General features: G+C 71.0%; 28 protein-coding genes. 20 read left to right on the forward strand and 8 right to left on the reverse strand.

The window, feature by feature from the left end:
• Positions 1-14: 14 nt before the first annotated feature.
• The gene (locus H9L21_RS02920; RefSeq protein WP_187411736.1) at positions 15-1310 is read right to left on the reverse strand and encodes a citrate synthase; all 1296 of its coding nucleotides are present in this window, start codon (positions 1308-1310) and stop codon (positions 15-17) included.
• A gap of 240 nt (positions 1311-1550) precedes the next feature.
• Between H9L21_RS02920 and rplM the strand changes: the two genes are divergently transcribed.
• From rplM to H9L21_RS02945, 5 genes are read left to right on the forward strand one after another with little or no spacing between them, the layout of a single operon-like run.
• Positions 1551-1994, forward strand: coding sequence for a 50S ribosomal protein L13 (gene rplM / locus H9L21_RS02925; RefSeq protein ID WP_187411737.1), 444 nt, complete (start codon positions 1551-1553; stop codon positions 1992-1994).
• A 20-nt stretch (positions 1995-2014) separates the two neighbouring features.
• Positions 2015-2512, forward strand: coding sequence for a 30S ribosomal protein S9 (gene rpsI / locus H9L21_RS02930; protein WP_187411738.1), 498 nt, complete (start codon positions 2015-2017; stop codon positions 2510-2512).
• 13 nt (positions 2513-2525) lie between these two features.
• Positions 2526-3872: a phosphoglucosamine mutase gene (glmM, locus tag H9L21_RS02935; protein WP_154595757.1), complete on the forward strand. Its 1347-nt coding sequence runs from the start codon at positions 2526-2528 to the stop codon at positions 3870-3872.
• A 1-nt stretch (position 3873) separates the two neighbouring features.
• Positions 3874-4335: a GNAT family N-acetyltransferase gene (locus H9L21_RS02940; RefSeq protein WP_187411739.1), complete on the forward strand. Its 462-nt coding sequence runs from the start codon at positions 3874-3876 to the stop codon at positions 4333-4335.
• A 39-nt stretch (positions 4336-4374) separates the two neighbouring features.
• The gene (locus H9L21_RS02945) at positions 4375-5346 is read left to right on the forward strand and encodes a GNAT family N-acetyltransferase (protein WP_154595756.1); all 972 of its coding nucleotides are present in this window, start codon (positions 4375-4377) and stop codon (positions 5344-5346) included.
• Positions 5347-5368: 22 nt separating this feature from the next.
• Here the strand turns inward: H9L21_RS02945 and coaA are convergent, their stop codons facing one another.
• A complete protein-coding gene (gene coaA / locus H9L21_RS02950) occupies positions 5369-6319 on the reverse strand; it encodes a type I pantothenate kinase (protein WP_154595755.1) in 951 nt (316 codons plus the stop codon).
• Positions 6320-6364: 45 nt separating this feature from the next.
• On the opposite strand from coaA, the gene glmS reads away from it, so the two are divergent.
• From glmS to tsaD, 11 genes are read left to right on the forward strand one after another with little or no spacing between them, the layout of a single operon-like run.
• Positions 6365-8209 (forward strand): glutamine--fructose-6-phosphate transaminase (isomerizing), encoded by a 1845-nt coding sequence (gene glmS / locus H9L21_RS02955; RefSeq protein ID WP_154595754.1) that lies wholly within the window; start codon positions 6365-6367, stop codon positions 8207-8209.
• A gap of 4 nt (positions 8210-8213) precedes the next feature.
• Positions 8214-9629 (forward strand): NAD(P)H-hydrate epimerase, encoded by a 1416-nt coding sequence (locus tag H9L21_RS02960; RefSeq protein ID WP_154595753.1) that lies wholly within the window; start codon positions 8214-8216, stop codon positions 9627-9629.
• On the forward strand, positions 9626-10729 hold the full coding sequence (alr, locus tag H9L21_RS02965; protein WP_154595752.1) for an alanine racemase: 1104 nt from the start codon (positions 9626-9628) through the stop codon (positions 10727-10729). Before H9L21_RS02960 ends, alr begins: the two co-directional genes overlap by 4 nt.
• The gene (locus H9L21_RS02970; protein WP_154595751.1) at positions 10726-11709 is read left to right on the forward strand and encodes an alpha/beta fold hydrolase; all 984 of its coding nucleotides are present in this window, start codon (positions 10726-10728) and stop codon (positions 11707-11709) included. Before alr ends, H9L21_RS02970 begins: the two co-directional genes overlap by 4 nt.
• Before the next feature lie 25 nt (positions 11710-11734).
• The gene (gene tsaE / locus H9L21_RS02975; protein WP_222865834.1) at positions 11735-12697 is read left to right on the forward strand and encodes a tRNA (adenosine(37)-N6)-threonylcarbamoyltransferase complex ATPase subunit type 1 TsaE; all 963 of its coding nucleotides are present in this window, start codon (positions 11735-11737) and stop codon (positions 12695-12697) included.
• 55 nt (positions 12698-12752) lie between these two features.
• Positions 12753-13391 (forward strand): tRNA (adenosine(37)-N6)-threonylcarbamoyltransferase complex dimerization subunit type 1 TsaB, encoded by a 639-nt coding sequence (gene tsaB, locus H9L21_RS02980; protein WP_187411740.1) that lies wholly within the window; start codon positions 12753-12755, stop codon positions 13389-13391.
• Positions 13388-13819: a GNAT family N-acetyltransferase gene (locus H9L21_RS02985; RefSeq protein ID WP_154595750.1), complete on the forward strand. Its 432-nt coding sequence runs from the start codon at positions 13388-13390 to the stop codon at positions 13817-13819. Before tsaB ends, H9L21_RS02985 begins: the two co-directional genes overlap by 4 nt.
• Positions 13816-14298 (forward strand): VTT domain-containing protein, encoded by a 483-nt coding sequence (locus tag H9L21_RS02990; RefSeq protein ID WP_222865835.1) that lies wholly within the window; start codon positions 13816-13818, stop codon positions 14296-14298. The genes H9L21_RS02985 and H9L21_RS02990 overlap by 4 nt, the downstream gene beginning before the upstream one ends.
• Positions 14299-14344: 46 nt before the next feature.
• On the forward strand, positions 14345-14758 hold the full coding sequence (locus tag H9L21_RS02995) for a DUF5709 domain-containing protein (RefSeq protein WP_154595749.1): 414 nt from the start codon (positions 14345-14347) through the stop codon (positions 14756-14758).
• Positions 14759-14801: 43 nt separating this feature from the next.
• Entirely contained in the window at positions 14802-15557 is a 756-nt protein-coding gene (locus H9L21_RS03000) for a lysophospholipid acyltransferase family protein (protein WP_154595748.1), read from the forward strand.
• A 28-nt stretch (positions 15558-15585) separates the two neighbouring features.
• A complete protein-coding gene (gene tsaD, locus H9L21_RS03005) occupies positions 15586-16629 on the forward strand; it encodes a tRNA (adenosine(37)-N6)-threonylcarbamoyltransferase complex transferase subunit TsaD (RefSeq protein ID WP_222865836.1) in 1044 nt (347 codons plus the stop codon).
• 108 nt (positions 16630-16737) lie between these two features.
• On the opposite strand, the gene H9L21_RS03010 is transcribed toward tsaD, so the two are convergent.
• Genes H9L21_RS03010 through H9L21_RS03030 form a run of 5 tightly spaced genes read right to left on the reverse strand, consistent with a single transcriptional unit; the run spans position 16738 to position 21490 of the window.
• Complete coding sequence (locus H9L21_RS03010) at positions 16738-17586, reverse strand: 5-oxoprolinase subunit C family protein (RefSeq protein ID WP_154595747.1); 849 nt, start codon at positions 17584-17586, stop codon at positions 16738-16740.
• Positions 17583-18164: a 5-oxoprolinase subunit B family protein gene (locus tag H9L21_RS03015; protein WP_187411741.1), complete on the reverse strand. Its 582-nt coding sequence runs from the start codon at positions 18162-18164 to the stop codon at positions 17583-17585. The genes H9L21_RS03010 and H9L21_RS03015 overlap by 4 nt, the downstream gene beginning before the upstream one ends.
• 1 nt (position 18165) lies before the next feature.
• The gene (locus H9L21_RS03020) at positions 18166-18885 is read right to left on the reverse strand and encodes a 5-oxoprolinase subunit PxpA (RefSeq protein ID WP_154595746.1); all 720 of its coding nucleotides are present in this window, start codon (positions 18883-18885) and stop codon (positions 18166-18168) included.
• A gap of 16 nt (positions 18886-18901) precedes the next feature.
• Positions 18902-20062 (reverse strand): THUMP-like domain-containing protein, encoded by a 1161-nt coding sequence (locus tag H9L21_RS03025; RefSeq protein WP_154595745.1) that lies wholly within the window; start codon positions 20060-20062, stop codon positions 18902-18904.
• A gap of 27 nt (positions 20063-20089) precedes the next feature.
• Positions 20090-21490, reverse strand: coding sequence for a trimethylamine monooxygenase (locus H9L21_RS03030; protein WP_222865837.1), 1401 nt, complete (start codon positions 21488-21490; stop codon positions 20090-20092).
• A 266-nt stretch (positions 21491-21756) separates the two neighbouring features.
• On the opposite strand from H9L21_RS03030, the gene H9L21_RS03035 reads away from it, so the two are divergent.
• The 4 genes from H9L21_RS03035 (at position 21757) to H9L21_RS03050 (ending at position 25860) form a co-directional block, all read left to right on the forward strand.
• Positions 21757-23313, forward strand: coding sequence for an ABC transporter substrate-binding protein (locus H9L21_RS03035; protein WP_154595744.1), 1557 nt, complete (start codon positions 21757-21759; stop codon positions 23311-23313).
• A 158-nt stretch (positions 23314-23471) separates the two neighbouring features.
• Positions 23472-23765: a co-chaperone GroES gene (gene groES, locus H9L21_RS03040; protein WP_078698994.1), complete on the forward strand. Its 294-nt coding sequence runs from the start codon at positions 23472-23474 to the stop codon at positions 23763-23765.
• 32 nt (positions 23766-23797) lie between these two features.
• Positions 23798-25399: a chaperonin GroEL gene (gene groL / locus H9L21_RS03045; RefSeq protein ID WP_154595742.1), complete on the forward strand. Its 1602-nt coding sequence runs from the start codon at positions 23798-23800 to the stop codon at positions 25397-25399.
• Positions 25400-25542: 143 nt separating this feature from the next.
• The gene (locus H9L21_RS03050; RefSeq protein WP_154595741.1) at positions 25543-25860 is read left to right on the forward strand and encodes a hypothetical protein; all 318 of its coding nucleotides are present in this window, start codon (positions 25543-25545) and stop codon (positions 25858-25860) included.
• Here the strand turns inward: H9L21_RS03050 and H9L21_RS03055 are convergent.
• On the reverse strand, positions 25838-26131 hold the full coding sequence (locus H9L21_RS03055) for a helix-turn-helix domain-containing protein (protein ID WP_187411742.1): 294 nt from the start codon (positions 26129-26131) through the stop codon (positions 25838-25840). The two genes, H9L21_RS03050 and H9L21_RS03055, sit on opposite strands and share 23 nt — an antisense overlap.
• Between the last annotated feature and the right edge of the window lie 14 nt (positions 26132-26145).

Consider the following 26145-nt stretch of genomic DNA (forward strand, 5'->3'; position numbering starts at 1 on the left):
TGCGTGGTGCGCGCTCACTTCCAGCGTTCGCTGGCCGGCACGAAGTCCAGCTTGCGGTCGCCGGTGTAGATCTGCTTCGGGCGGGCGATCTTCTGCTCCGGGTCGTCGACGAGCTCGAGCCACTGGGCCAGCCAGCCCGACGTGCGCGGGATGGCGAACAGGACCGTGAACATCTCCGGCGGGAACTGCAGTGCCTCGTAGATCAGGCCGGAGTAGAAGTCGACGTTGGGGTAGAGCTTGCGCTTGACGAAGTACTCGTCCTCGAGCGCGATCTTCTCCAGCTCCTGGGCGACCTCGAGCAGCGGGTTGACGCCGGTGACCTCGAAGACGTCGTCGCAGGCCTTCTTGATGATCGTCGCGCGCGGGTCGTAGTTCTTGTAGACCCGGTGGCCGAAGCCCATCAGGCGCTCTTCGCCGTTCTTGACACCCTCGATGAACGCCGGGACGTTCTCCTTGGTCTTGATGCGCTTGAGCATCTTCAGGACGGCCTCGTTGGCGCCACCGTGCAGCGGGCCGTAGAGGGCCGCGATGCCGGCCGTGACGGCCGAGTACGGGTCGACCTGGCTCGAGCCGACCGAGCGCACGGCGTTCGTGGACGCGTTCTGCTCGTGGTCGGCGTGCAGGATGAACAGCACCTCGAGGGCCTTGGCCAGGCGCGGGTCCGGGTCGTACTTCGGCTCGCTCATGCGGAACAGCATCGAGAGGAAGTTCTCGGTGTACGACAGGTCGTTGTCGGGGTAGATGTAGGGCTTGCCCTGCGCGTGACGGAAGGACCAGGCGCCGAGGGTCGGCATCTTGGCGATCATGCGCACGATCTGCTCGTGACGGATCTGCGGGTCCTTGATGTTGCGGGCCTCGGGGTAGAACGTCGACAGCGCGCCGACGCTCGACAGCAGCATGCCCATGGGGTGCGCGTCGTAGCGGAAGCCCTGCAGCTGGCTCTTGAGGTTCTCGTGCACGAACGTGTGGAACGTGATGTCGTGCACCCACTGGTCGTGCTGCTCCTTCGTGGGCAGCTCGCCGTGGATGAGCAGGTACGCGACCTCCAGGTAGGTGGAGGACTCCGCGAGCTGCTCGATGGGGTAGCCGCGGTACTCGAGGATGCCCTTCTCGCCGTCGATGTACGTGACGGCGCTGCGGGTCGAGGCGGTGTTCGTGAAGCCCGGGTCGTAGACGGCCAGGCCGGGGTCGTCGTCGGACTTGCCGATCTTGCCCAGGTCCGCAGCGCGGATGCTGCCGTCGGTGATCTCGACCTCGTACTCCTCGCCGGAGCGGTTGTCGCGGATGGTCAGCGTCTGCTTATCGGTCACGATCGGGTCTCCTGTGACGTCAGAGTAGTGACGGCCGCGGGGGTGAGCGGCCCACTCCAACTTAGTGTCCCCATGCCTCGGGCGCGAGAGCAGGGTCACGTTCGACCGACCCGTTTTGACCAGGACGGGTACGGCCGGGTAATCTGGGTAGTCGTTGTGTTGCGACGCGTTCAACCGCGCCATCACGACGCGCAGATTCCCGATCACACAGCTTTCGATTAGCAGCGAGAAGGTTACGCCGTGCGTACGTACAGCCCCAAGCCTGCTGACATCACCCGTCAGTGGCACGTCATCGATGCCCAGGACGTCGTCCTGGGCCGTCTCTCCGTCGCCGCGGCGACCCTCCTGCGCGGCAAGCACAAGCCGACATACGCCCCCCACGTGGACGGTGGCGACTTCGTCATCATCGTCAACGCGGACAAGGTCGCGCTGTCCGGCAACAAGCGCTCCGACAAGAACGTCTACCGCCACAGTGGTTACCCGGGCGGCCTCAAGCAGATCTCCTACGGTGACCTGCTCGAGAAGGACGCGCGCAAGGCGATCGAGAAGTCGGTCCGGGGCATGCTCCCCAAGAACCGTCTCGGCCGTCAGCTCATCACGAAGTTGAAGGTCTACGCCGGCCCGGATCATCCGCACGCCGCCCAGAAGCCCCAGCCGTTCGAGATCACGCAGATCTCCCAGTAAGCGAAAAGCGCAGGTTCATCGTGGCTGAGACCACCACCGAAGAGACCGAGTTCACCCCCAACGCCGAGGGCGTCGCCTACACGTCGGAGTCCTCCGGCGCGACCGCGACCAGCGAGATCAACTCGATCATCGCCCCCGGCTCCGCGACGGGCCGCCGCAAGGAGGCCGTCGCCCGCGTCCGGATCGTTCCGGGCACCGGCGTCTGGACCGTCAACGGCAAGCCGCTCGAGGAGCACCTGCCGAACAAGCTGCACCAGCAGATCGCCAAGGAGGCCCTGGCCGTCACCGGTCTGGCGGACTCCTTCGACGTGATCGCTCGTGTCCACGGTGGTGGCATGACCGGCCAGGCCGGCGCGCTGCGCCTGGGTGTGGCCCGTGCCCTCAACGCGATCGACGTCGAGGTGAACCGTCCGACCCTGAAGAAGGCCGGTCTGCTGACGCGCGACTCGCGCATCAAGGAGCGCAAGAAGGCTGGTCTCAAGAAGGCCCGCAAGGCGCCTCAGTACAGCAAGCGCTGATCCGCCGGCGCGTATGGGCCGGATCTTCGGTACCGACGGCGTTCGCGGCCTGGCGAATCGGGACCTGACCGCCGAGCTCGCGGTCGACCTCTCGGTCGCAGCCGCGCACGTGCTCGGCGAGGCCGGTGCGTTCGCCGACCAGCGTCCGACAGCGGTCGTCGCCCGCGACACCCGCGCCTCGGGGGAATTCCTCGAGGCCGCGGTGGTCGCGGGTTTGGCGTCTGCGGGCGTCGACGTCCATCGACTCGGTGTGGTCCCCACGCCGGGTGCGGCGTACCTGACGGCACTGCTCGAGGCCGACATGGGCGTCATGATCTCCGCGAGCCACAACCCGATGCCCGACAACGGCATCAAGTTCCTGGCGCGCGGCGGGGTCAAGCTCGACGACGCGATCGAGGCCGCGATCGAGCAACGCCTCCATGAGGCGTGGGACCGCCCCACCGGCGCCGACGTCGGTCGCGTGGGCGACAGCCACGCCGGTCTGGGTGCCTACGTGCGCCACCTGCTCGACACGCTGCCGATCCGTCTCGACGGCCTGCGCGTGGTCCTGGACTGCGCCAACGGCGCCACCTACGAGGCGGCTCCGGACGCCTTCGAGCGCGCGGGCGCCGAGGTCATCGCGATCCACGCCGCGCCCGACGGTCTCAACATCAACGAGGCGTGCGGATCGACGCACCTCGACGACGTGCGACGCGTCGTGGTCGAGCGGGGTGCCGACGTGGGCTTCGCCTTCGACGGCGACGCCGACCGGTGCCTGGCCGTGGACCAGAACGGCGAGGTCGTCGACGGAGACCAGATCCTGGCGATCCTGGCCCTGCGTGCCAAGCGCGAGGGCCGCCTGGTCGACGACACGGTCGTCGCGACGGTCATGAGCAACCTCGGCTTCACCCAGGCGATGGAGGCCGCCGGCATCACCGTCCGCCGCACCGCCGTCGGTGACCGGTACGTGCTGGAGGCGATGCGCGAGGGCGGGTACAGCCTCGGCGGCGAGCAGTCCGGTCACGTCATCATGAGCCGTTACGCCACCACCGGCGACGGCACCCTGACCGCCCTGCAGCTCGCGGCCGAGATGGCGTCCACCGGCCGGACGATGTCCGAGCTGGCCGCCGTGATGGAGCGACTGCCGCAGGTGCTGCTCAACGTCGGTGGCGTCGATCGTGAAGGGGCCAAGCACCACGAGGTCGTCCTGGCCGAGGTCGCGGCCGCCGAGGCGAAGCTGGGCGACAACGGTCGCGTGCTGCTGCGTCCCTCGGGCACCGAGCAGTTGGTCCGGGTGATGGTCGAGGCGCCCACGGCCGCCCAGGCCCACGAGATCGCCGAGCACCTGGCCGGCGTCGTCCGCACGACGCTCGCGCTCTGACGTGGCGCTCGAGTTCGAGGCCGGCGGGCTCGACCGCGCCGACGTGCGCGCTCTGCTGGCCGAGCACCTCAGTGACATGTTCGCCACCAGTCCGGCCGAGAGTGTCCACGCGCTCGACCTCGACGCGCTGGGCGAGGGTGCCGTCTCGTTCTGGACCGCCCGCGAGGACGGGCGCCTGCTCGGTTGCGGTGCGCTGAAGGACCTCGGGGACGGTCACGGCGAGCTCAAGTCGATGCGCACGACCGCCGACGCGCGCGGGCGGGGTGTGGCCACGGCTCTGCTCGCCCATCTGGTCGCCACGGCGCGTTCGCGGGGATGGACCCGGCTCAGCCTCGAGACGGGCACCGAGCCGTACTTCGCGGCAGCCCGCCGTTTGTACGCGCGCGAGGGCTTCGAGGCGTGCGAGCCGTTCGGCGACTATGCGCTCGACCCGCACAGCGTCTTCCTCACGCGCCCGATCTGACCCTGTCGCCGTCACCGTCGGCGGTGCCAGACTGACCGCATGACCGTGACGATCGAAGTGCTGGACCCGACCGACCACGGGGCCTTCGTCGAGTTCTACGACGTGTACCGCCGTGCCAACGAGCGCGCGATCGACCAGCCGTGGCTGCCCGACGAGCTGCAGGTGCTCATGGTGGGGGACGAGTACCTGCGCAACGACTCGCTGCTGGCGCGGGACGGCGAGGCGGCTGTCGCGGTGGCCCTGGCCGAGCTGCCCGAGCGCGACAACGTCACGACGGCCTACGCGGAGGTGTGGGTGCCGCCCGAGCTGCGTCGGCGCGGGTACGGCAGCGCCCTGATCGAGCTGCTGGAGCGTCGGTCGGCCGAGGACGGACGCGAGCGGATCCTCACCGAGACCCTGCGTCCGCTCGATGCCGAGACGGCGCCGGCGCGGGAGTTCATGCTGGCGCGCGGCTACTCCGCCGACACGACGCTGGTCCAGCGTGAGCTGGACCTGCCCGCGGCCACGCCACCGGCAGACCTCCGGGACGGGTACACGCTGGCCGCCTGGCGAGCAGCTCCTCCGCAGCGGTGGCTCGAGGAGTACGCCCGGCTGCGGGCGCTGCTGAACCAGGAGATGCCGGCGGGCGAGACCCAGCTCGAGAACGAGTACTGGGACCCCGACCGGCTGCTGCACGAGGTCGACCAGTGGAAGCGCCAGGGACGCACCGCCCAGACCGTCGTCGCCGTGGCCCCCGACGGCCGCCTGGCCGGTCACACCCAGCTGCTCTTCCCGGCGAAGTCGACCGAGGTCTACCAGTGGGACACCCTCGTGCTGCCCGAGCACCGCGGTCACGGACTGGGACTGGCCCTCAAGCGTCACGCGATGCGCGAGGCCGCCGACCTGCTGGAGGGCCGCACCCGCGTCGTGACCTGGAACGACGCCCAGAACGACCACATGATCGCCGTCAACGAGGCCCTCGGCTACCGCCCCACGGCGTGGGCCGACCAGTGGGTCAAGAACCTCGCCTGATCCCTCCCGGGAGCGGGGGAGGTCAGAGCTTGCGGAGGCGGACCCACTGGACGCTGTGGTCCGACGACTTGCGCAGCACGAGGTCGGCGCGGCCGCGCGTGGTGGCGACGTTCTCGCGCAGGTTGGGCCAGTTGATCGTGTCCCACAGCTCCTCGGCGCGCAGCTGCGCCTCCTCGTCGGTGTAGGTGCTGTACCGGTGGAAGTAGGAGGCCGGGTCGGCGAACGCGGTCTCGCGCAGGCGCAGGAACCGGCTGATGTACCACCGGCGGATGTCGCGGCTGTTGGCATCGACGTAGATCGAGAAGTCGAAGAAGTCGCTGATCGCCAGGCCGGGCGACCCGTCGCCGCGCGACCGCGGCGGCGCCAGGACGTTGAGGCCCTCGACGATGAGGATGTCGGGCCGCTTCATCGAGATCGTCTCGTCGGTGCGGTCGTAGGTCAGGTGGTCGTAGACCGGCGCCTCGATGACCTCGGCACCGCTCTTGGCCTGCATCACGAACCGCAGCAGCGCCTTGCGGTCGTAGGACTCGGGGAAGCCCTTGCGGTGCATGATCCCGCGGCGCTCGAGCTCGGCGTTCGGCAACAGGAAGCCGTCGGTCGTGATGAGGGCGACGTTCGGGTGGTCGTCGTGCTGGGCCAGCAGGTCACGCAGCAGGCGGGCCGTCGTGGACTTGCCCACCGCCACCGATCCGGCCAGGCCGATGATGAACGGCACGCGATCGGGCTGCGGGTCGCCCAGGAACCGCTCGGTGGCCCGGTAGAGGGCCTCGGCCAGGCGCACGCGCAGGCTGATCAGCTGGGTGAGCGGGACGTACACCTGCTGCACCTCGTCGAGGTCAAGCTCCTCGCCCAGGCCACGGACGCGCTCGACCTCCTCGGGGGACATGGGCTGGACGGCGTCGTGTGCCAACTTCGCCCACGCCGAGCGTTCGAGCTCGACATAGGGGGAGGGGTCCCGTGACATACCGACCATTGTCACCAGCCCTTGCGCCCACCGCGCAGTCGGTACCCTGAACCCATGTGTGGAATCGTCGGATACGTGGGCCATCGCCAGGCGCTGGACGTCGTGATGGGTGGGCTGCGACGCCTCGAATACCGGGGCTATGACTCCACGGGGGTGGGCGTCGTCGACGGCGACCACATCGCCTGGGACAAGAAGGCCGGCAAGCTGGCCAACCTCGATGCCGCGTTGGCGACCCGTCCGCTGCCTGAGTCGACCACCGGGATCGGACACACCCGCTGGGCCACCCACGGCGGCCCGACCGACGCCAATGCGCACCCGCACCTGGACAGCAGCGAGCGGGTCGCGGTCGTGCACAACGGCATCATCGAGAACTTCATGGTCCTGCGCGACGAGCTGGAGGATGCCGGCTACGAGTTCGCGTCCGAGACCGACACCGAGGTCGTGGCGCACCTGCTGCACCGCGAGCTGCAGCAGACCGACGACCTGCCCGAGGCCGTGCGCGCGGTGTGCCGGCGGCTGAAGGGTGCCTTCACCCTCGTCTTCGCCGACGCGCAGAACCCCGGCGTCGTCGTCGGGGCGCGGCGCAACTCGCCGCTGGTCGTCGGCCGGGGCGACGGCGAGAACTTCCTGGGCTCGGACGTCGCCGCGTTCATCGACTACACGGCCGAGGCGATCGAGCTGGGCCAGGACCAGGTCGTCACGATCACCGCCGACTCGATCGAGGTCACCGACTTCCACGGCAACCCCGCGCCGACGACCGAGTACACGGTCGACTGGGACGTCACCGCCGCCGAGAAGGGCGGCTACGAGTGGTTCATGGTCAAGGAGATCGAGGAGCAGCCCAAGGCGGTCGCCGACACGCTGCTGGGCCGGACGGACCCCGACGGACTGCTCCAGCTCGACGAGATGCGGCTGTCCGACGACGAGCTGCGCGAGATCGACAAGATCATCATCATCGCCTGCGGCACCGCGTCGTACGCCGGACTCGTCGCGAAGTACGCGATCGAGCACTGGACCCGGATCCCCTGCGAGGTCGAGCTGGCCTCGGAGTTCCGCTACCGCGACCCGATCATCGACCGCGCGACGCTCGTGGTGGCGATCAGCCAGTCCGGCGAGACGATGGACACCCTGATGGCCATCCGGTACGCCCGCCAGCAGCGCGCCCGGGTGCTCTCGATCTGCAACACCAACGGGTCCACGATCCCGCGCGAGTCCGACGCCGTGATCTACACGCACGCCGGACCCGAGGTCGCCGTCGCGTCCACCAAGGGCTTCCTGTCGCAGGTCGTCGCCTGCTACCTGCTCGGCCTCTACCTGGCCCAGGTCAAGGGCGTGAAGTACGGCGACGAGGTGCGGGTCATCATCGACGAGCTGGAGCAGATCCCCGCGAAGGTCCAGCGGATGCTCGACGACGGCGACCAGGTGCGCAAGCTCGCGGCCGAGCTGGTCGACCGTCGCTCCTTCCTGTTCCTGGGCCGCCACGTCGGCTATCCGGTGGCGCTCGAGGGTGCGCTGAAGCTCAAGGAGCTCGCGTACGTCCACGCCGAGGGCTTCGCGGCCGGCGAGCTCAAGCACGGACCCATCGCGCTGGTCGAGAAGGGCCTGCCGATGTTCGTCATCGTGCCGCCGCGGGCGCGGGACCAGCTGCAGGAGAAGATCGTCAGCAACATCCAGGAGGTCCGGGCCCGCGGGGCCTACACGATCGTCCTGGTCGAGGACGGCGACGACTCCGTGGTGCCGTTCGCCGACGTGGTGATCCGGCTGCCGAAGGTGCCGACGCTGCTGCAGCCGCTCGTGGCCGCGGTGCCCCTGCAGATCTTCGCCTGCGAACTGGCCGAGCTGCTGGGCCACGACGTCGACCAGCCTCGCAACCTGGCGAAGTCCGTCACGGTCGAGTGACCCGATGCTGACCGCCCACACCGTTGCGCAGATCCGCGCAGCGGAGGAGGTCGCAGCCGACCAGCAGGGCTGGGACGGGCTCATGCAGCGCGCCGCCGGTGCGCTGGCCGAGCGTCTGCTCGCACTGGTGCCCGCCGAGGAGACCGCGGTGGTGCTGGTCGGCCCGGGCAACAACGGTGGGGACGCGCTCTTCGCGGCCGCCCACCTCCTCGAGCGCGGCCGCCGGGTGAACCTGTGCCTGCTCGACGCGTCGAAGGTCCACACCGCAGGACTGGCCGCGGCCACCGCTGCCGGCGCACGCGTCGTCGACCGGCCGGACGGCCATCGCTTCGTCGTGGACGCCCTCTTCGGCATCGGCGCCCGCCCCGGGCTCGAGGGCGCGGCCGCGCACTGGGCGGCCTGGATCGAGCGTGAGCGGCCCGTGGTCGTCGCCGTCGACGTGCCGTCGGGGATCGGCGTCGACGACGGGCGCCTCGACGGACCGGCCGTGCGCGCGGACCACACCGTCACGTTCGGCACCGCCAAGTACGGGCTGCTGCTCGGTCCCGCCGCAGCGCTCGCGGGACGGGTCGACGTCGCCGACATCGGCCTGGACCTGTCGGGGGAGCCGGCGCTGGAGTCCCTCCAGCTGGCCGACGGGGCACGGTTCCGCGAGCAGATCGTCCCGGGAGCGGCCGATCACAAGTACAGCCGCGGGGTGCTGGGCATCCGCGCCGGCTCGCCGCAGTACGCCGGTGCCGCGCACCTGTGCGTCGCCGGGGCCCAGGCGGGCCCGGCGGGGATGGTCCGCTTCGTCGGCGAGCCGGAGCTGTCGCGCCGCGTCGTGGACCGGGCTCCCGAGGTCGTGGCCGCCGACGGCCGTGTCCAGGCCTGGGTGGTCGGACCGGGCGGGCAGGACTCGCCCGAGCCGCTGGCGGCCGCGCTGGCCGACGAGGTCCCGGTCGTCGTCGACGCCACTGCGCTCGGACACCTGCCCGCCACCTTCGCCACCGACGCCCTGCTGACGCCCCATGCCGGCGAACTGGCGGCGATGCTGGGCAGCGACCGCGACGACGTCGAGGCCGACCCGCTCACGCACGCCCGGCGCGCCGCCGAGCGCTGGTCCGCGACCGTCCTGCTCAAGGGGCCGCGCACGCTCGTCGTGTCCGCCGACGGCAGGGTGAGGGTCAACACCTCGGGCACGCCCTGGCTGGGCACCGCCGGGGCCGGCGACGTCCTGGCCGGCTTCGCCGGATCGCTGCTGGCCCGGGGCCTCGATGCCTTCGACGCCGGATCCATCGCCGCGCTCGTGCACGGGCTCGCGGCCGAGCGGCTGGGCGGCCCGTTCGTCGCCTCGGACGTCGCCCGCGCGATGCCGCGGCTGTTGCAGCAGTTCTGTGCCGGACCCGGCCAGGACCACCGAACCGGAGACCTGACATGAACGCCGACCTCCTCGTCGACCTCGACCAGTACCGCGCGAACCTCGCGGCGCTGCGGGCGTACGCCCCCGACGCGCTGCAGATGGCGGTCGTCAAGGCCAACGCCTACGGCCACGGCATGGTGCCGATGGCGCGCGCGGCGCGTCAGGGCGGGGCCGACTGGCTGGGCGTCGCCACCCCGGCGGAGGCACTGGAGCTGCGTGCGGCCGGCGACCGCGGCCCGCTGCTGTGCTGGCTGGCGGTGCCCGGGGCGCCGTTCGCCGAGCTGGTCGCCGCGGATGTCGAGGTCACCGCCTCGGGGGTCGACCAGTTGCAGGCGATCGCCGCAGCCGGCGACCGGCCCCGCGTCCAGCTGAAGGTCGACACCGGCCTGTCGCGCAATGGGGCGTTCGGACCCCAGTGGGACGAGCTCGTCGCGGCCGCGGCCCGGCTCCAGGAGGCCGGCAGCATCGAGGTGTCGGGCATCTGGTCCCACTTCGCCAGCGCCGACGACCCCGACAACCCGTCGAACGACCACCAGGAGTCGGTCTTCCGCGCGGCCGTCGACCAGCTGGCGTCCGCCGGCGTCGATCCGGGCGTGCGGCACCTGGCCAACTCGGCGGCGGCGGTCACCCGGCCGTCGTCGCACTTCGACCTCGTCCGGATGGGCATCGCCTCCTACGGCATCGACCCGGACCCGGCCGTCCACGTGCCCGAGGTCCGTCCCGTGCTGACGGCGCGCACGGTCCTGGCGAACGTCAAGCGGGTCCCGGCGGGTGCCTCCGTGTCGTACGGCTGGCGCTGGACCGCCGACCGCGAGACGACCCTGGGGCTCGTCCCGGTCGGATACGGCGAGGGCATTCACCGCACGGCCTCGAACCGGGCCGAGGTGGGGTTCGACGGGAAGCGTGCACCCGTCCGTGGGACGATCTGCATGGACCAGTTGGTCGTCGACCTGGGCGACCGACCCGCCCGGATCGGTGATCCGGTCACGGTGTTCGGGCCCGGAGACGACGGCGAGCCGACCGCTCAGGACTGGGCGGACGCCGCGGGGACGATCGCCTACGAGATCGTGACGCGGCTGGCCGGACGCTGGTCCCGCACCTACCGAGGAGAACGATGACGTCGGTCGCAGGACGGGTCGCCGCCACCGCGGGTGCCTTCGCGGCGGCGGGCGTCGCGGGTGCCGCCGCGACGGTGTTGAAGAACCGCAAGACCCACCAACGACGGCTGTCGCGCGGTGACGACGTCGAGTTCGGCACGGTCCGGGGCGACTCCTACTACGTCTCGGCCTCCGACGACGTCCCCATCCACGTCGAGATCGACGAAGGGCCCGGGCCGACGATCGTGTTCGTGCACGGGTGGATGTGCGACCTCGACACGTGGCACTTCCAGCGACTGGCCCTGCGCGGCCACGCCCGGCTGGTCTTCATGGAGTTGCGCTCGCACGGCCGGTCCGGCCGCAGCGGGCCCCGGAACTCGTCGCTGCACGACATGGCCGACGACCTCCACCGGGTGATCGACGCCCACGCCCCCGAGGGGCCGGTCGTGCTGGTCGGCCACTCGATGGGCGGCATGGCGGTCATGCAGCTGGCCCAACTGGCTCCCGAGCTGTTCGAGGACCGCGTCGCCGGGGTGGTGCTGGTCAGCACCAGCGCGGGCAAGCTCATGCGCCGCAGTCCGGCGCTGCGCTTCGTCGTGCCCATGATCAAGGCCGCCACCCCGCTGTTGGACTGGGGCCGCGAGTTCAACAGCTACGCCATCATCCGGCGGTGGGCCTTCGGCCCGCACGCGCAAGCGGCCCGGGTCGACATGGCCGACGAGATGATCCTGCGCGCCCCCACCACCGTGATCCTGAACTTCTACGACAACTTCGTCGAGCTCGACCTCGGGGCCGGGCTGGACGCGATCTCGCAGTGCCGCACGTCGGTGGTGTGCGGCACGAAGGACGTCATGACTCCGCTGAGCCACAGTCGCTGGCTGGCCCGGCACATCGCCGGTGCCGAGCTCGTTCCCGTCAACGACGCGGGGCACATGGTGATGCTCGAGGAGTGCGAGCAGGTGACGGAGGCGATCGAGCGCGTCCTCAAGGACATCGCATGAGCAGCGCGGAGATGGAGGAGCAGCGGTGAGCACCGAGCTGGACGTCGAGCTGGTCGGGGCCGAGCGGGCGGCGGAGGTGCTCCAGGTCATCCACCGCGCCTTCGCGACGCGGCCGGCGCTCGACCCGCCCGCCACGGCGGGGGACGAGACGCTCGAGACCGTGGCCGCGACGCTCGAACGCGACGGTGGGCTGCTGGCCACGCGCCGCGGGCTGCCCATGGGCGCGATCTTGTTCGACCGGAGCCGGCCGGGGATGCTCGGCCTCAAGCGCGTCAGCGTCGATCCCCTCGGACGCGACCGGGGTGTGGCCTCGGTGATGGTCGGTGTCGCCGAGGACGTCGCCGAGGAGGGGGAGATGGACGGCATCTGGCTGCACGTCCGCGAGGAGCTGCCCGACAACATCCGCTTCTGGAGCCACCGGCACTACCTGCCGGTGCGCCAGGACGGTCGCACGATCGAGATGGGCAAGACGCTGTGGCTGGCGCGCGAGGTGCCCGACGCCGATGCGATGCGCGACCTCGCGGCGCGGGTGGCGACGCTCCTGCGTGCCGGTGACCTGCTCGTCCTGACCGGCGATCTCGGCGCGGGCAAGACGACCTTCACCCAGGGCCTCGGCGAGGCGCTGGGCGTGCGCGGCCCGGTCACGTCGCCGACGTTCGTCATCGCGCGGACCCATCCCAGCGAGGTCGGTGGACCGGCGCTGGTGCACGTCGACGCCTACCGGCTGGGCAGCGCCGCCGAGATCGACGACATCGACCTGGACGCCACGACCGACGAGTCGGTCACGGTCGTCGAGTGGGGGGCCGGCATGGCGGAGCAGCTCTCGGACAGCTGGCTGTCCGTCGCCATCGAGGCGCGGCTCGCCAGCCCCGGCGATCCCCTGGGCACGGCGTCGGGCGTCGAGTCCGACGAGATGCGCGTCGTGACGATCCGTCCGCGCGGCCGGCGCTGGCTGGAAGTCCCGCTGCGCAGCACGCTGCTGGGCTGACGCTGCGGCCGGTGCCTGGCGTGGTCCCCGTTCGGCCCGCAACTACGCTGGTGTCGTGCTGCTGCTCGCGTTCGACACCGCCACCCCGGCGATCTCCGTCGCCGTTCATGACGGCTCCTCCGTCGTCGCCGAGGCGACGGGCGAGGGGACCATGGCCCACGGAGAGCTGCTGGCCCCCGCGATCAGCGAGGCGCTCCAGCGAGCCGGTGCGACCGCCGCCGACCTGACCGACGTCGCCGTCGGCGTGGGCCCGGGTCCGTTCACCGGCCTGCGCGTCGGCGTCGTCACGGCGCTGACGCTCGGCCAGACGCTGGGCCTCACGACCCACGGCGTGTGCTCGCTCGACATCCTCGCCGCCGAGGCCGCCTCGCTGTTCGACTCCGAATTCGTCGTGGCCACGGATGCGCGGCGCAAGGAGGTCTACTGGGGGCGCTTCACGGCCGAGGGGGTCCGGGTCGCCGGACCCGAGGTCGACTTCGCCGAGACCGTCGCCGCCCTGGGGCTCCCGGTCGTCGGCCGCGGTGGACAGCTGTACGCCGATCGTCTGGACTGGTTCGAGGACGCGCCGCTGGACCCGTCCGCCGCCGCGCTGGCCACCCTGGTCGCCGGCGGGGGAGCGGTCGAGCTGCCGCTGGAGCCGCTGTACCTGCGCCGACCCGACGCGACACCCCAGGTCGCCCCCAAGCTCGTATGATCCGCGCGGCCGGCCTCCGCGACCTGGACACCCTCGAGTCGATCGAGAAGGCCAGCTTCGGTCCCGACGCCTGGACGGCCGCCCAGGTCCGCGACGAGCTCGTCGCGGACCGGATCGTGCTGGCACTGGTCGACGAGTTCGGGGTTCGCGGCTATGCCTCGCTGCGACTCTTCGCCCCCGACGCCGAGCTGATGCGGATCGCGGTCGGCCTGGGCTCGCGCCGTGAGGGCGTGGGCTCGCGGTTGCTCGCCGCGGTCCAGGACGCGGCGCGGGCGCGCGGCGCCGAGCGGTTGCTGCTCGAGGTCGCCGACGACAACGAGGCGGCCCTGGCGATGTACCGCGGTGCGGGGTACGACGAGATCGGCCGCCGTCGCGCCTACTACCGGTCCGGGGCCGACGCCGTGCTGATGGAGCTGCGGCTGTCATGAGTGACGTGATGGAGTCCATCCGCTCGTGGCCGTGGGCCTGGGCGTGGCTCGCCTTCTTCGTGATCGTCCTGCTGCGCGCGGGCGGCACCTACGGGATCGGCCGGGCCGTCGCGGCCGGCCTCCTGCGCGATCGTCGCCCGGGGCGACGCGTGCGCCTGGCGATGGCGCAGGTCGAGCGCTGGGGTCCGCCGGCCGTCACCGTGAGCTTCTTCACGGTGGGCGCCCAGACCGCCGTCAACCTCGGCGCGGGCCTGGCCAAGATGACGTTTCCCCGCTATCTGACGGGCCTGGTGCCCGGCGCCGTGATCTGGGCGACGATCTGGTCGACGATCGGCATGAGTGCCTTCCTGGCGGTCTTCACCGGGGGTGCCGAGCGTGCCTCATGGCTCCTCGTCCTGGTCGTGGCGGTCGTCCTCGTCGTGCTCCTGCGCCGGTCGATCCGGCACTCGACACCCGCGGCGGAGCGCTTCCGGGACTGACCTCGAGCCCGCTGCGAGCCCTTTAGCGCCATGGCATGGTGGAGGTATGAGTGATCCGCGTAATCCTGCCCCGGCACCTGCCCAGTACCCGACCCAGCAGCAGAACGACGACACGCTCATGAACCGTGAGCCGTTCGATCCGTTGGACGAGGGCATCAGCCCGCCCGAGCGCTGGTCCCCCGGCGAGGGTTTCGGCACGACGGTCGAAGAACAGCTCGAGGGGGAGTCCTTCGACCTGCGGCTCTCGCAGGAGGTGCCCGACGTCGATCCCGATGCCGAGTGGAGCGAGGAGAACCTCGACGACGGCGAGGTCGGCGGAGCCCGCTCCGGCCGTCTGGTGGACCCCGACGGCGGCATCGGCGAGGACCGGGTGGCCGAGCTCGTCGGTGAGGACGTCGGCATCGACGGTGCCGCTGCGAGCGCCGAGGAGGCTGCCGTCCACGTCGTCGAGGACGAGTGACGAGACCCCGGCCGGGTGAACGCGCGTGCACTAGGGTTCTGGCATGCGCGACCTGACGTATCCGCCGGTCATCGGCACGGCCAAGACGCTGTTCCGCGTGCTGGGAATGAAGTTCCAGACCTCCGGCACCGAGCACATCCCGCGCGAGGGCGGAGCCATCTTGGCCTCCAACCACGTCAGCTACGTCGACTTCATCTTCAACGGGCTGGCGGCGGTGCCCTCGGGGCGCCTCGTGCGCTTCATGGCGAAGAAGGAGGCCTTCGACCACAAGGTCTCCGGCCCGCTGATGCGCTCGATGCACCACATCCCCGTCGACCGCGCGCAGGGCGAGGGCTCGCTGCACGCGGCGGCCGACTACGCCCGCGCCGGTGAGATCGTCGGGATCTTCCCCGAGGCGACCATCAGCCGCTCGATGGAGGTCAAGGAGATCAAGACCGGCGCCGTCCGTGCGGCCGCCGAGGCCGGGGTCCCCCTGATCCCGATGGTCGTGTGGGGCACCCAGCTGCTCAAGACCAAGGACCACGAGGCCGACCTGTGGGGTCGCGGCAAGACCGTCGCGCTCCACGTCGGTGCGCCGATCCCGGTCACGGGCGAGGATCCCGTCGCCGAGACCGAGCAGTTGCACGCGGCGCTGGCCGCCCTGCTCGACAAGGCCATCCGCGAGTACCCGATCTCGCCCGAGGGTCAGTGGTGGGCTCCGGCCCGGTACGGCGGCACCGCCCCGACGCCCGAGGAGGCCCGCCGCCTCGATCTCGAGGAGAAGGCGGCTCGCGAGGCCAAGCGCGCCCAGCGCAGTTGAGTCTTCGCCCGCCTGAGAGAATGGGCGGGTGAGTGAGCCGCTGGTGCTGGGCATCGAGTCCTCCTGTGACGAGACCGGCGTGGGCATCGTGCGGGGCACCACCCTGCTGGCCCACGCGGTCGCCTCGAGCGTGGAGGAGCACGTGCGCTTCGGTGGCGTCGTGCCCGAGGTCGCCAGCCGCGCCCATCTCGAGGCGATGGTGCCCACGCTCGAGCAGGCCTACGAGCAGGCCGGGGTCGACGTCCGCGACGTCGACGCGATCGCCGTCACGAGCGGCCCGGGGCTGACCGGCGCACTGCTGGTGGGCGTCGCCGCCGCCAAGGCCCTCGCGCTGGCCCACGACAAGCCCCTCTACGGCGTCAACCACCTGGCCGCGCACGTCGCGGTCGACCAGCTCGAGCACGGCCGGTACACCGAGCCGGCCATCGCGCTGCTGGTCAGCGGCGGCCACACCGAGCTGCTGCTGGTCAACGACATCGCCACCGACATCACCTTGCTGGGCGGCACGATCGACGATGCCGCCGGCGAAGCCTTCGACAAGGTCGCGCGCCTGCTGGGCCTGCCGTACCCCGGGGGACCCGAGATCGACCGGGTCGCCCGCGACGGCGACCCCAAGGCGATCGCCTTCCCGCGCGGCCTCACCACCGGCCGTGACCTCGACCGTTACCGGTGGGACTTCTCGTTCTCCGGTCTCAAGAGCGCCGTGGCGCGCCACGTGCAGCACGAGCAGCGCATGGGCCGACCGGTCGCCGTCGCCGACGTGGCGGCCTCGTTCCAGGACGCGGTCTGCGACGTCCTCAGCCGCAAGGCGATCAAGGCGTGCGTCGACCACGACGTGCCCCGCCTGATCATGGGCGGCGGCGTCGCGGCCAACGGCCGGCTGCGCCACTTCGTGCTGGAGCGGGCCGCGAAGGCCGGTGTCGAGGTCCGCATCCCGCCGCCGTCGCTGTGCACCGACAACGGCGCCATGGTCGCTGCGCTCGGCGCCGAGGTCGTCCGCCGCGGCATCGCGCCCTCGCCGCTGGACCTGCCGGTCGACTCGAGCCTGCCGGTCACCCGCATCGTCGCCTGACCCGCTGGCGAATCCTCGCCCCCCAGCCCCGAGATTTGCTCCCCTTCCGACGTTTCAGGCCCGTTGAAACGTCGAAAAGAGAGCAAATCTCGGGAAGAGGGCGGGCGGTCAGGGCCGGCGGCGGTGGAACCGCACGAGGTCGCCGGGGCGCACCTGGGCCAGGGCATCGGTGTCGACGACGACGCCGATGACGGGGTAGCCGCCCGTCACGGGGTGGTCCGGCCCCAGCACCACGGGGCGGCCCGAGCTGGTCACCTGGATGCTGCCGCGCACGACGGGCTCGCTCTCGAGTTCACCCGGGCGGGCACGTTCGAGCGGAGGACCCTCGAGCCGGACGCCGATGCGATCCGAGACCGGGTCGACCCGCCACGGGCAGGACAGCAGGGTGGTGATCGCCGCGGGGGTGAACCAGTCGTCGCGCGGGCCGAGGACCACGCCGACGCCGACGTCCCCGGCGGCGAGGTAGGCGGGCACCGTCTCGAGGGACACCGCGCCATGGGGTGGGCCGACGATCAGCTCGTCACCCGGCGACAGCGGCGCCGGACCCAGCGCGGCCATCGTGTCGAAGGACCGGCTGCCCAGCACGGGCTCGGGCACGAAGCCACCGCCGACGCCGAGGGTCCAGCGCATCCCGACGGTGGGTGCACCCAGCCGCAGGACGTCGCCACGGCGCAGCGAGAGCACGCGACCGGAGGCGACGGGCCGCCCGTCGACGGACACGGGCCCCACGGCACCGGTCACGGCGACGACGTGGGATGCGGTGGCGACGACGGCCAGGCCACCGCCGACGGCCTCGAGCACGGCATGGCCCTCCGGGTTGCCCACCAGGCGGTTGGCCGCGCGGAGAGCGCGCTGGTCGAAGGCGCCCGACGGGCCGACACCCAGGTCGGCCAGTCCGGGGCGCCCCTGGTCCTGCACCAGCGTCAGCGGCCCCGGCTCCAGCACGCGCAGGCTCATCGGTCGACCGCCACGAATCGCACGACGTCACCGGGACGCAGCAGGGCCGGATCCTCACGGCCGAGGTCCCACAGCGGCGCGTCCGTCCGGCCGATGAGCTGCCAGCCGCCGGGGGAGGAGCGGGGATAGATGCCGCTGAACGGCCCGGCCAGTGCGACGGAGCCCGCGTCGACCCGCGGCCGCGGCTGGTCGAGGCGGGGCACCTCGAGCCGGGGGTCACCGCCGGTCAGATAGGCGAATCCCGGCGCGAAGCCGGCGAACCCGACGGTCCAGGGCGATCCGGTGTGCCGGCGGACGACCTCGTCGACGGCCAGGCCGCAGTGGCGGCCGACGTCCGCGAGGTCGGGCCCGTCGTAGACGACCTCGACCTCCATCTCGCGCCCTCGGACGACCTCGAGGTCGGACACCTCCGTCGACGCGACCAGAGCACGCAGCTCGTCGGGCCGCCCTCGGAGCAGGACCGTGCGCGCTCCGAGCGCGGGGGCGTGTTCGCGCAGGGCCGCGTGCCAGCGGCGGGCCTCCTCGGCGTCCTCGCAGTCGAGCAGGACGGCGGCCTCGCCGCAGGGCAGGACGCGCACGTCAGCCGAACGCCCGGACGTGGACGGCGTGGTGGGCCATGAGGTCGCGGACGCGGCCGAGCAGCAGCTCAGCGCCGGGGCTGTCGCTGTGGACGCAGACCGAGTCGACGGCGTCCACGAGGGACAGCGCCTGCTGTGCGGCGGCGTCGGGGTCGGTGAGGACGGCGCCGGCCTCGCCGCGCGGGACGAGCGAGCCGTCACCGGCGTAGGCGCGGTCGGCGAATCCTTCGTGCACGGTCGCGACACCGGCCTCCCGTGCCAGCTGGAGCGCCAGCGAGCCCGGCATCCCGACCAGGGGCAGTGGCAGGGCATCGCCCAGGAGGGCCTCCACGACCGCCGCGGCCTGGGCCGGGTCGTGACTGATCCGGTGGTAGAGCGCGCCATGGGGCTTGACGTAGCCGACGACGCCGCCGAACGGGGCGGCCAGCGCCCGGAGGTGGTCGATCTGTCGACGCACCTCCTCGGCCAGATCCCGCGGGGCGAGGTCCATGTCGCGCCGGCCGAAGCCCTCGCGGTCCGGGTAACCGACCTGGGCGCCGATGGCGACGCCGTGCTCGACGGCCGCGCTGCAGGTGGACGCGATCAGGTCGTCGTCGCCGGCGTACGCGCCGCAGCAGACGTTGGCACTGGTGACGAGGGCGAGCAGTCGGCGGTCCTCGCCGGAGGCCCATCGCTCGGCCGACTCGCCCAGGTCCACGTTGAGGTCGACGCTGGCGGGCATGGCCCGACGCTACCGGTCAGCGACACCGCTCGACCAGGAAGGCGCGACCCTCGCCGGCGACGCGGGTCAGCACGACCGTGGCGGACCGCGACCCCGTGAGCTTCAGTCGCGCGATGAGCCGCTCGGGGACGATGTCGACGCCGCGCTTCTTGACGGTGAGCGTCCCGATGTCGCGCTCGCGCAGGGCCGTCCGCAACTGCTTCTCGCGGAAGGGCAGCTCCGCCTCGACCCGGAACGCGCGGCCGTACGGCTCGGCCTCCGGGGAGTCCGTCGTGACCCACGCGATGTGCGGATCGAGCAGGTGTCCGCCGAGGTCGTCCGCCAGCTCGGCGACGAGGCCCGCGCGGATGACGGCGTCGTCCGGCTCGACCAGATGGGACAACACGGGACCGGTGGCGGCGACGGTGCCGCGGTCGACCTTCGTCGCCCCCGACGGCAGCATCGTGGCCCGGCGTGCAGGGCCGGGACCGAAGCCCGCGCCCCACAGGCAGGCCTCGACCAGATCGCCGCCGTCGGACACCCATTCGGCCTGCACGCCGGGTGGCACCGCGTCGTGGGCGATGCCGGGCATCACCTTGGCGACGGCGCGTCCGCGCAGCAGACCGGTCACGAAGTCCCACGACGGGACGAGCGCGTCCAGCCGGAACGTGCGACCCGTGCCGTCGCGGCGGGCCGGATCGACGAATGCCACCTCGTCGGGCTCGAGCGTCGTCGTGGTGGCGTCGCCCACCTCGACGGTTCCGTCGAGGTCCAGTGCCGCGAGGTTCGCCCGGGCGATCCGGGCGCGGACGGGGTCCTGCTCGATGCCGCGGACCGCGAGCCCGGCGCGCGCCAGAGCGATGAGGTCGCCACCGATCCCGCACCCGAGATCGATGACGCGCGTGCCGCCGAGCTCGACCAGGCGGGCGGCCCGGTGCGCGGCGACGGGAGAACGGGTGGACTGCTCGAGGGCGTCCGGCGTGAAGTACATCCGCGCGGCATCCTCGCCGAACTTCGCCGTCGCTCGCCGCCGCAGTGCGTGCTGCGACATGGCGGCGGCGACCAGCTCCGCAGGGTGGTCACGACGCAGCCGGGTGCCGAGCGCCAGATCGGACTCGGAGCCCGAGCGCTCGGCGATGTGCCCCAACAGGACCTGGCCCTCGTCGTCGAGCAGTGACTCGAAGGTCGCCAGGTCCATGGGTCACATTGTCCCCGCGTCCGGCCCTCAGGTCGTCGCGGCCCGGTCCTCCTCCTCGGTGACCAACGTGGCGACCTCGTCGTCGACGGGATCGGACAGGTAGCGCTCGAGGCTGTCGTCCAGCTCCTGCAGCCACGGAGTGTGATGGACCGAGGCCATCGTGCCGGTGAGGACGGAGGGGTAGACCTTGTCCCGGTAGGTGAGGACGTCCTCCTGCTTGTCCGCCTTCCATGCGAGGAAGATCTCGACCACGCGGTCCAGGTCGAACGCGGGGTAGTCCGTCAGGTCGATCAGGTCGCGGATGTAGTCGGCCTGGAACCGGATCTCGTCGCCGGCGGTCTGCAGGGACGCGAAGCGCTCGCGCCACGCGTCGATGTCGCGCCGCTGCTCGGCAGCATCCGGCAGGGCGATCCGGCCCATGATCACGTCGCGGACGTACCAGGCCTGCGCGTCGAACATGTTGAACGTGAACCACTGGTCCTGGGCGCCGAGGTAGAACAGCCGGTCGTTCGCCTCGGAGACCACGCCGCGGTACAGGTGGTCCGGGTACAGGCAGTTCGGCGAGTCCAGGGCGAGGTCCGACGGCAGGAACGGGTAGTGGTGCAGGTAGCCGGTGCACAGCACGACGGCGTCGAAGCGCCGCGTCTCACCGTTGGAGAAGTGCACGACCGAGCCGTCGAACCGCTCGACGAGCGGCAGCTCCTCCATGCCCTCGGGCCAGTCGAACCCCATCGGCGCGGTGCGATAGCTGAAGGTGACGGACCGGGCGCCCATCTTGAACGACTGCACGCCGATGTCCTCGGCCGAGTAGCTGGCGCCGATCAGCAGGACGTCCTGGCCGGCGAGTCCTTCGGCGCCGCGGAAGTCGTGCGCGTGGCAGAGGCGACCGGGGAACGTCTCGATGCCGGTGAAGTACGGCGTGTTCGGGGTGCTGAAGTGACCCGAGCCCACGACGACGTGGTCGAACTCCCGCGCGGACGTGGTGCCGGTCTCGAGGTCCTCGACGGTGACGGTGAACCGCTCGGTCTGCGGATCGAAGTCGACCCAGCGCACGACGGTGGAGAATTGGACGTACTTCTTCACTCCGCTGTTCTCGGCGCGGCCGTTGATGTAGTCCCAGAGCACCTCGCGAGGCGGGTACGACGAGATCGGCCGGCCGAAGTGGTCGTCGAAGGTGTACTCGGCGAACTCGAGGGCCTCCTTCGGGCCGTTCGACCACAGGTGGCGATACATGCTCGAGTGGACCGGCTCGCCGTGCTCGTCCAGGCCGGTCCGCCAGGTGTAGTTCCACTGCCCGCCCCAGTCGGCTTGCTTCTCGTAACAGACGATTTCGGGGATCTCGCCGCCGGCTCGCGCCGCCGATTCGAAGGCCCTCAGTTGGGCCATCCCGCTGGGTCCTGCTCCGATGATCGCGACGCTCTGGGTCAAGTCTTCCTCTCCGGCCACGCAGGCCCGGGTTCAGGGGCGCGCGACCCGGGGGCGGCGCCGCATGGTCCGGTGCCGCGTCGATGGACGGGCACCAGGGGCCATCCATCGTAGTGGGGGCGGGTCGTCGGTCGGCCGGGTGCTGCGTGGACCCTCGGCGCGACGTGCCTCTGTCCGGGCTAAATCAAAGTTGAATTCATGTTTGACTAAATCGGGGGACGACCCCCAGAATGCGGTGAGACCCAGATCACACGACCGAAGGACATGCCGTGCACCAGAAGACCATTTCGTCGGCACTGGCGGCGGCGCTCGCCGCCGTCACCCTGGCGGCGTGCAGCGGCGGTGGAGACACGACGGACGTCGCCGCCGGCGAGGCCCCGAAGGACATCACCCTCGCCGTACGGAACGACGTCGACACCTTCGACCCGGCCCTGAGCGCCTATGAGAACGGCGCGAGCCAGGTCTACGAGGCGCTCTACGACACGTTGATCCGCATCGACCTGAAGTCCGGGGAGTACGTCCCGGCGATCGCGTCGAGCTGGAAGAACACGCCCACGCGCGCCGAGTTCGTCATCAAGGAGAACCTGACCTGCAGCGACGGATCGCCGCTGAAGCCCTCGGACGTCGCGGCGTCGATCGAGCGCCTCGCCGACCCCTCGACGGGCTCGGTCCTGACGGGCCGCATGTTCGGCGCGGCGGGCGTGAAGTCGGTCGTGGCCGATGACGAGGCCCACACGCTGGCCATCGAGCTCAAGGGCCCGCACATCGACATGCTCGACGGCCTGCGCAGTGCCTTCATCGTCTGCCCGTCCGGTCTGGCGGACACCGAGAAGCTCGCGACGGTGCCGGCGGGCTCGGGGCCGTACCGGTTGGCGTCCAGCACCCGCGGCGACTCCTACGTCCTCGAGCGGTGGGACTCCCCGGCGGTCGAGGAGGACGCCTCGCTGCCGGAGCGCATCACGATGAAGATCGTGACCGCCGACTCCACGCGTGCCAACCTCTTCGAGACCGACGCGGCGGACATCGTCTCGATCGTCGGCAGGGACGCCGCGCGACTGACGAAGGAGCACGCGCCGATCAAGGGCCGGGCCAACGGCACCGAGTCGCTCATGTTCAACCAGCGCCCGGGTCGCCCCGGCGCCGATCCGCAGGTGCGGCGCATCATCGCGCAGGCGGTCGACGCCGAGGGCTATGCGAAGGCCGCATCGTTCGGTGTCGCCGACCCGATCAGGACGATGCTCTCGCCGACGATGGAGTGCTACGACGAGACGAACGAGCAGCACACGCTGCCGTTCGACGCCGCCGCGGCGAAGGCTGCTCTGGCTGACGCCGGCTATGGTCCCGGCGGCAAGACGCTGTCGGTGATCGTCGTCGGCATGGAGTCGCAGAACTCCGGTCCGGAGTACCTCGCCGAGGCGCTGCGCGACATTGGCATCGACGTCGAGGTCAAGAACGGCAGCCTGGCGCAGTTGGTCGCCATCGTCTACGAGGAGCGGGAGCCGTGGGACCTCGTGGTCTTCCCGATGATCTCGGAGGCACGCAGTCCGTTCCCGATGGTGACCAAGACCAGCTCGAACCTCGGTGAAGGTGGCTCGTACAACTACGGGCGCATCAAGAACGAGCAGTACGACGCCCTGGTCGAGCGCGTGGCCGGTGAGGACGGCGACCAGCGCTGCGCCACGTGGTCGGAGGCCGAGGAGTCCCTGCTGAAGCGCCACGACGTCGTTCCGCTGCTGTGGTCGACGGCGGACTACTTCAGCAAGGACCTCGAGTTCGACGCCGGATACCGGGTGCTCAACCTGCGCACGATCCGGGCCAAGGGCTGAGACCGGCGGGGGGCCGGGCCGAGGCCCGGCCCCCGTCGCGCTCCGGGTGCTTGGCACTCCGTTGGGGTGAGTGCCAGCCGGTGCTACGCTGAGGTCTGGCACTCCCCCCGGGTGAGTGCCAACCCGAACGTTACTCATCCGAAAGGGGAGGTCGACCAGTGTCGGTCACCATCAAGCCGCTCGAAGATCGCATCGTCATCAAGGCCGGAGAGGCCGAGCAGACCACCGCGTCGGGTCTCGTCATCCCCGACACCGCCAAGGAGAAGCCGCAGGAGGGCGAGGTCGTGGCCGTGGGCCCCGGTCGCGTCAGCGACAGCGGCGAGCGCATCCCCGTCGACGTTGCCGTCGGCGACAAGGTCCTCTTCAGCAAGTACGGCGGCACCGAGGTCAAGCACGGCGGCGAGGAGTTCCTCATCCTCAACGCCCGTGACGTTCTCGCCGTCATCGCCTGAGTCCACCCGCCCAACCTCTTCAGGGAGCACTCATGCCCAAGATTCTGGAATTCGACGAGGGCGCACGCCGCGCCCTCGAACGTGGTGTCGACAAGCTTGCCGACACCGTCAAGGTGACCCTCGGCCCCAAGGGCCGTTACGTCGTCCTCGACAAGAAGTGGGGCGCCCCCACGATCACGAACGACGGCGTGTCCGTCGCGCGTGAGATCGAGCTGGACGACCCGTTCGAGAACCTCGGCGCGCAGCTGGCCAAGGAAGTCGCCACCAAGACGAACGACGTCGCCGGTGACGGCACCACGACCGCCACGGTCCTGGCCCAGGCCATGGTCCACGAGGGCCTGCGCCACGTCGCGGCCGGCGCGAACCCGGTCGGCCTGAAGAAGGGCATCGAGAAGGCCGTCGAGGCCGTCACCGCCGAGCTGCACGAGCGTGCTCGCGTGATCGACTCGGTGGCCGACATGTCCGCCGTCGCCACGGTCTCGAGCCGTGACTCGGTGATCGGCGAGCTCATCGCCGAGGCCTTCGACAAGGTCGGCAAGGACGGTGTCATCACCGTCGAGGAGTCCAACACCATGGGCACCGACCTCGAGTTCACCGAGGGCATGCAGTTCGACAAGGGCTACCTGTCCCCGTACATGGTGACCGACACCGAGCGCATGGAGGCCGTCCTCGACGATCCCTACATCCTCGTCAACCAGGGCAAGATCTCGGCCGTGGCCGACCTCCTGCCGCTGCTGGAGAAGGTCGTCCAGTCGGGCAAGAGCCTGTTCATCATCGCCGAGGACATCGAGGGCGAGGCCCTGTCCACGATCGTGGTGAACAAGATCCGCGGCACGTTCACGTCCGTCGCGGTCAAGGCTCCGGCCTTCGGTGATCGCCGCAAGGCGATGCTGCAGGACATCGCGACCCTGACCGGCGCGACCGTCGTCACCACCGACGTCGGCCTCAAGCTCGACCAGGTCGGCCTCGAGGTGCTGGGCACCGCCCGTCGCGTCGTCGTCACCAAGGACGACACGACGATCATCGACGGCGGCGGCGACCAGGCCGAGGTCGAGGGCCGCGTGGCCCAGATCAAGGCCGAGTTCGAGCAGACCGACTCCGAGTGGGATCGCGAGAAGCTCCAGGAGCGCCTCGCCAAGCTGGCCGGTGGCGTCTGCGTCATCCGCGTCGGCGCGGCCACCGAGGTCGAGCTCAAGGAGAAGAAGCACCGCATCGAGGACGCCGTCTCGGCGACCCGCGCGGCCATCGAGGAGGGCATCGTCCCCGGCGGTGGCTCGGCGCTGGTCCACGCGGTCGCCGTGCTGGACAAGGACCTGGACCTGACCGGCGACGAGGCCCTGGGCGTGCGTATCGTCCGCAAGGGTGCCGACGCCCCGCTGGAGTGGATCGCCCGCAACGGCGGCGTCTCCGGCGAGGTCGTGGTGTCGAAGGTGCGCGAGTCGGGCGAGGGCTACAACGCCGCGACCGACGAGTACGGTGACCTGCTCGCGCAGGGCATCCTCGACCCGGTCAAGGTCACGCGTTCGGCTCTGGCGAACGCCGCCTCGATCGCGGCCATGCTTCTCACCACCGAGACTCTCGTGGTGGACAAGCCGGCCGATGAGGGCGACGAGCACGCCGGTCACAATCACTGATCGACTGCTCTGCACGACGAAGGCCCCGGGCGCTGCCCGGGGCCTTCGTCGTCCCCTGGGTGAGACGGGGGAGGACAGCGCGGGACGAGCCCAATAACCTAGGTCCCGACCCGGTGTCCGCTCCCGTTGATAGGACGTCTTCCATGACAACGCCAGTGACCACCTGCCCGTGGTGGTGCACCGATCACCGCACCGGAGCGACGGCAGAGGACGAACAGCACGCCCGAACGTTCCCCGCGCCCGGCGGGGCGTGGGTCGTGATCCTGCTGGGCGCTCTGCCCGCCGATCGCCCCGAGCTCGCCTATGCGGCCGAGTCCTACGCGAGGTCGCCGGACCAGGGGCGGGCCTTCGCCGCGGCCCTGCGCGACGCGGCCGACCTGTTCGAGCAGGTCGTCGCCGAATGGCACCGCCGCGACGGGTCCGCCGGCGGCGACGGGGTCAGCGCTTGCCGGACTCCATGAACTCGCGCACCTGGACCATGAGGTCGCCCAGTTCCAGGCCGAGGGCGGCCTCCAGGGCGAGGATCGTGTCCAGGCTCGGGTTGGCCGACGATCGTCCGACGGAGTTGTTGTTGCGGTTGTTCTCGAGGTTCTGGATCTGGTTGCGACTCAGGCCGGACTGGTGCGCCAGCTCCTCCTGCGTCATCGAGAGCTCCTCGCGGCGCCGGCGCAGCCAAGCCGCGAACGCTCCTGCGACTTCGGCCGTCCGGTCGGAAGGGGTGCGCTTGGGCATGCACAACATCATGG

Source organism: Aeromicrobium senzhongii (genome assembly GCF_014334735.1).
Lineage (GTDB): Bacteria > Actinomycetota > Actinomycetes > Propionibacteriales > Nocardioidaceae > Aeromicrobium > Aeromicrobium senzhongii.

Excerpts from the sequence above, each read along its gene's own strand:
- glmM (WP_154595757.1), top strand. The coding sequence starts at position 2,526 with ATGGGCCGGATCTTCGGTACCGACGGCGTTCGCGGCCTGGCGAATCGG.
- H9L21_RS02945 (WP_154595756.1), top strand. The coding sequence starts at position 4,375 with ATGACCGTGACGATCGAAGTGCTGGACCCGACCGACCACGGGGCCTTC.
- coaA (WP_154595755.1), bottom strand. The coding sequence starts at position 6,319 with ATGGTCGGTATGTCACGGGACCCCTCCCCCTATGTCGAGCTCGAACGC.
- glmS (WP_154595754.1), top strand. The coding sequence starts at position 6,365 with ATGTGTGGAATCGTCGGATACGTGGGCCATCGCCAGGCGCTGGACGTC.
- H9L21_RS02960 (WP_154595753.1), top strand. The coding sequence starts at position 8,214 with ATGCTGACCGCCCACACCGTTGCGCAGATCCGCGCAGCGGAGGAGGTC.
- alr (WP_154595752.1), top strand. The coding sequence starts at position 9,626 with ATGAACGCCGACCTCCTCGTCGACCTCGACCAGTACCGCGCGAACCTC.
- H9L21_RS02970 (WP_154595751.1), top strand. The coding sequence starts at position 10,726 with ATGACGTCGGTCGCAGGACGGGTCGCCGCCACCGCGGGTGCCTTCGCG.
- H9L21_RS02985 (WP_154595750.1), top strand. The coding sequence starts at position 13,388 with ATGATCCGCGCGGCCGGCCTCCGCGACCTGGACACCCTCGAGTCGATC.
- H9L21_RS02990 (WP_222865835.1), top strand. The coding sequence starts at position 13,816 with ATGAGTGACGTGATGGAGTCCATCCGCTCGTGGCCGTGGGCCTGGGCG.
- H9L21_RS02995 (WP_154595749.1), top strand. The coding sequence starts at position 14,345 with ATGAGTGATCCGCGTAATCCTGCCCCGGCACCTGCCCAGTACCCGACC.
- H9L21_RS03000 (WP_154595748.1), top strand. The coding sequence starts at position 14,802 with ATGCGCGACCTGACGTATCCGCCGGTCATCGGCACGGCCAAGACGCTG.
- H9L21_RS03010 (WP_154595747.1), bottom strand. The coding sequence starts at position 17,586 with ATGAGCCTGCGCGTGCTGGAGCCGGGGCCGCTGACGCTGGTGCAGGAC.
- H9L21_RS03020 (WP_154595746.1), bottom strand. The coding sequence starts at position 18,885 with ATGCCCGCCAGCGTCGACCTCAACGTGGACCTGGGCGAGTCGGCCGAG.
- H9L21_RS03025 (WP_154595745.1), bottom strand. The coding sequence starts at position 20,062 with ATGGACCTGGCGACCTTCGAGTCACTGCTCGACGACGAGGGCCAGGTC.
- groL (WP_154595742.1), top strand. The coding sequence starts at position 23,798 with ATGCCCAAGATTCTGGAATTCGACGAGGGCGCACGCCGCGCCCTCGAA.
- H9L21_RS03050 (WP_154595741.1), top strand. The coding sequence starts at position 25,543 with ATGACAACGCCAGTGACCACCTGCCCGTGGTGGTGCACCGATCACCGC.
- H9L21_RS03055 (WP_187411742.1), bottom strand. The coding sequence starts at position 26,131 with ATGCCCAAGCGCACCCCTTCCGACCGGACGGCCGAAGTCGCAGGAGCG.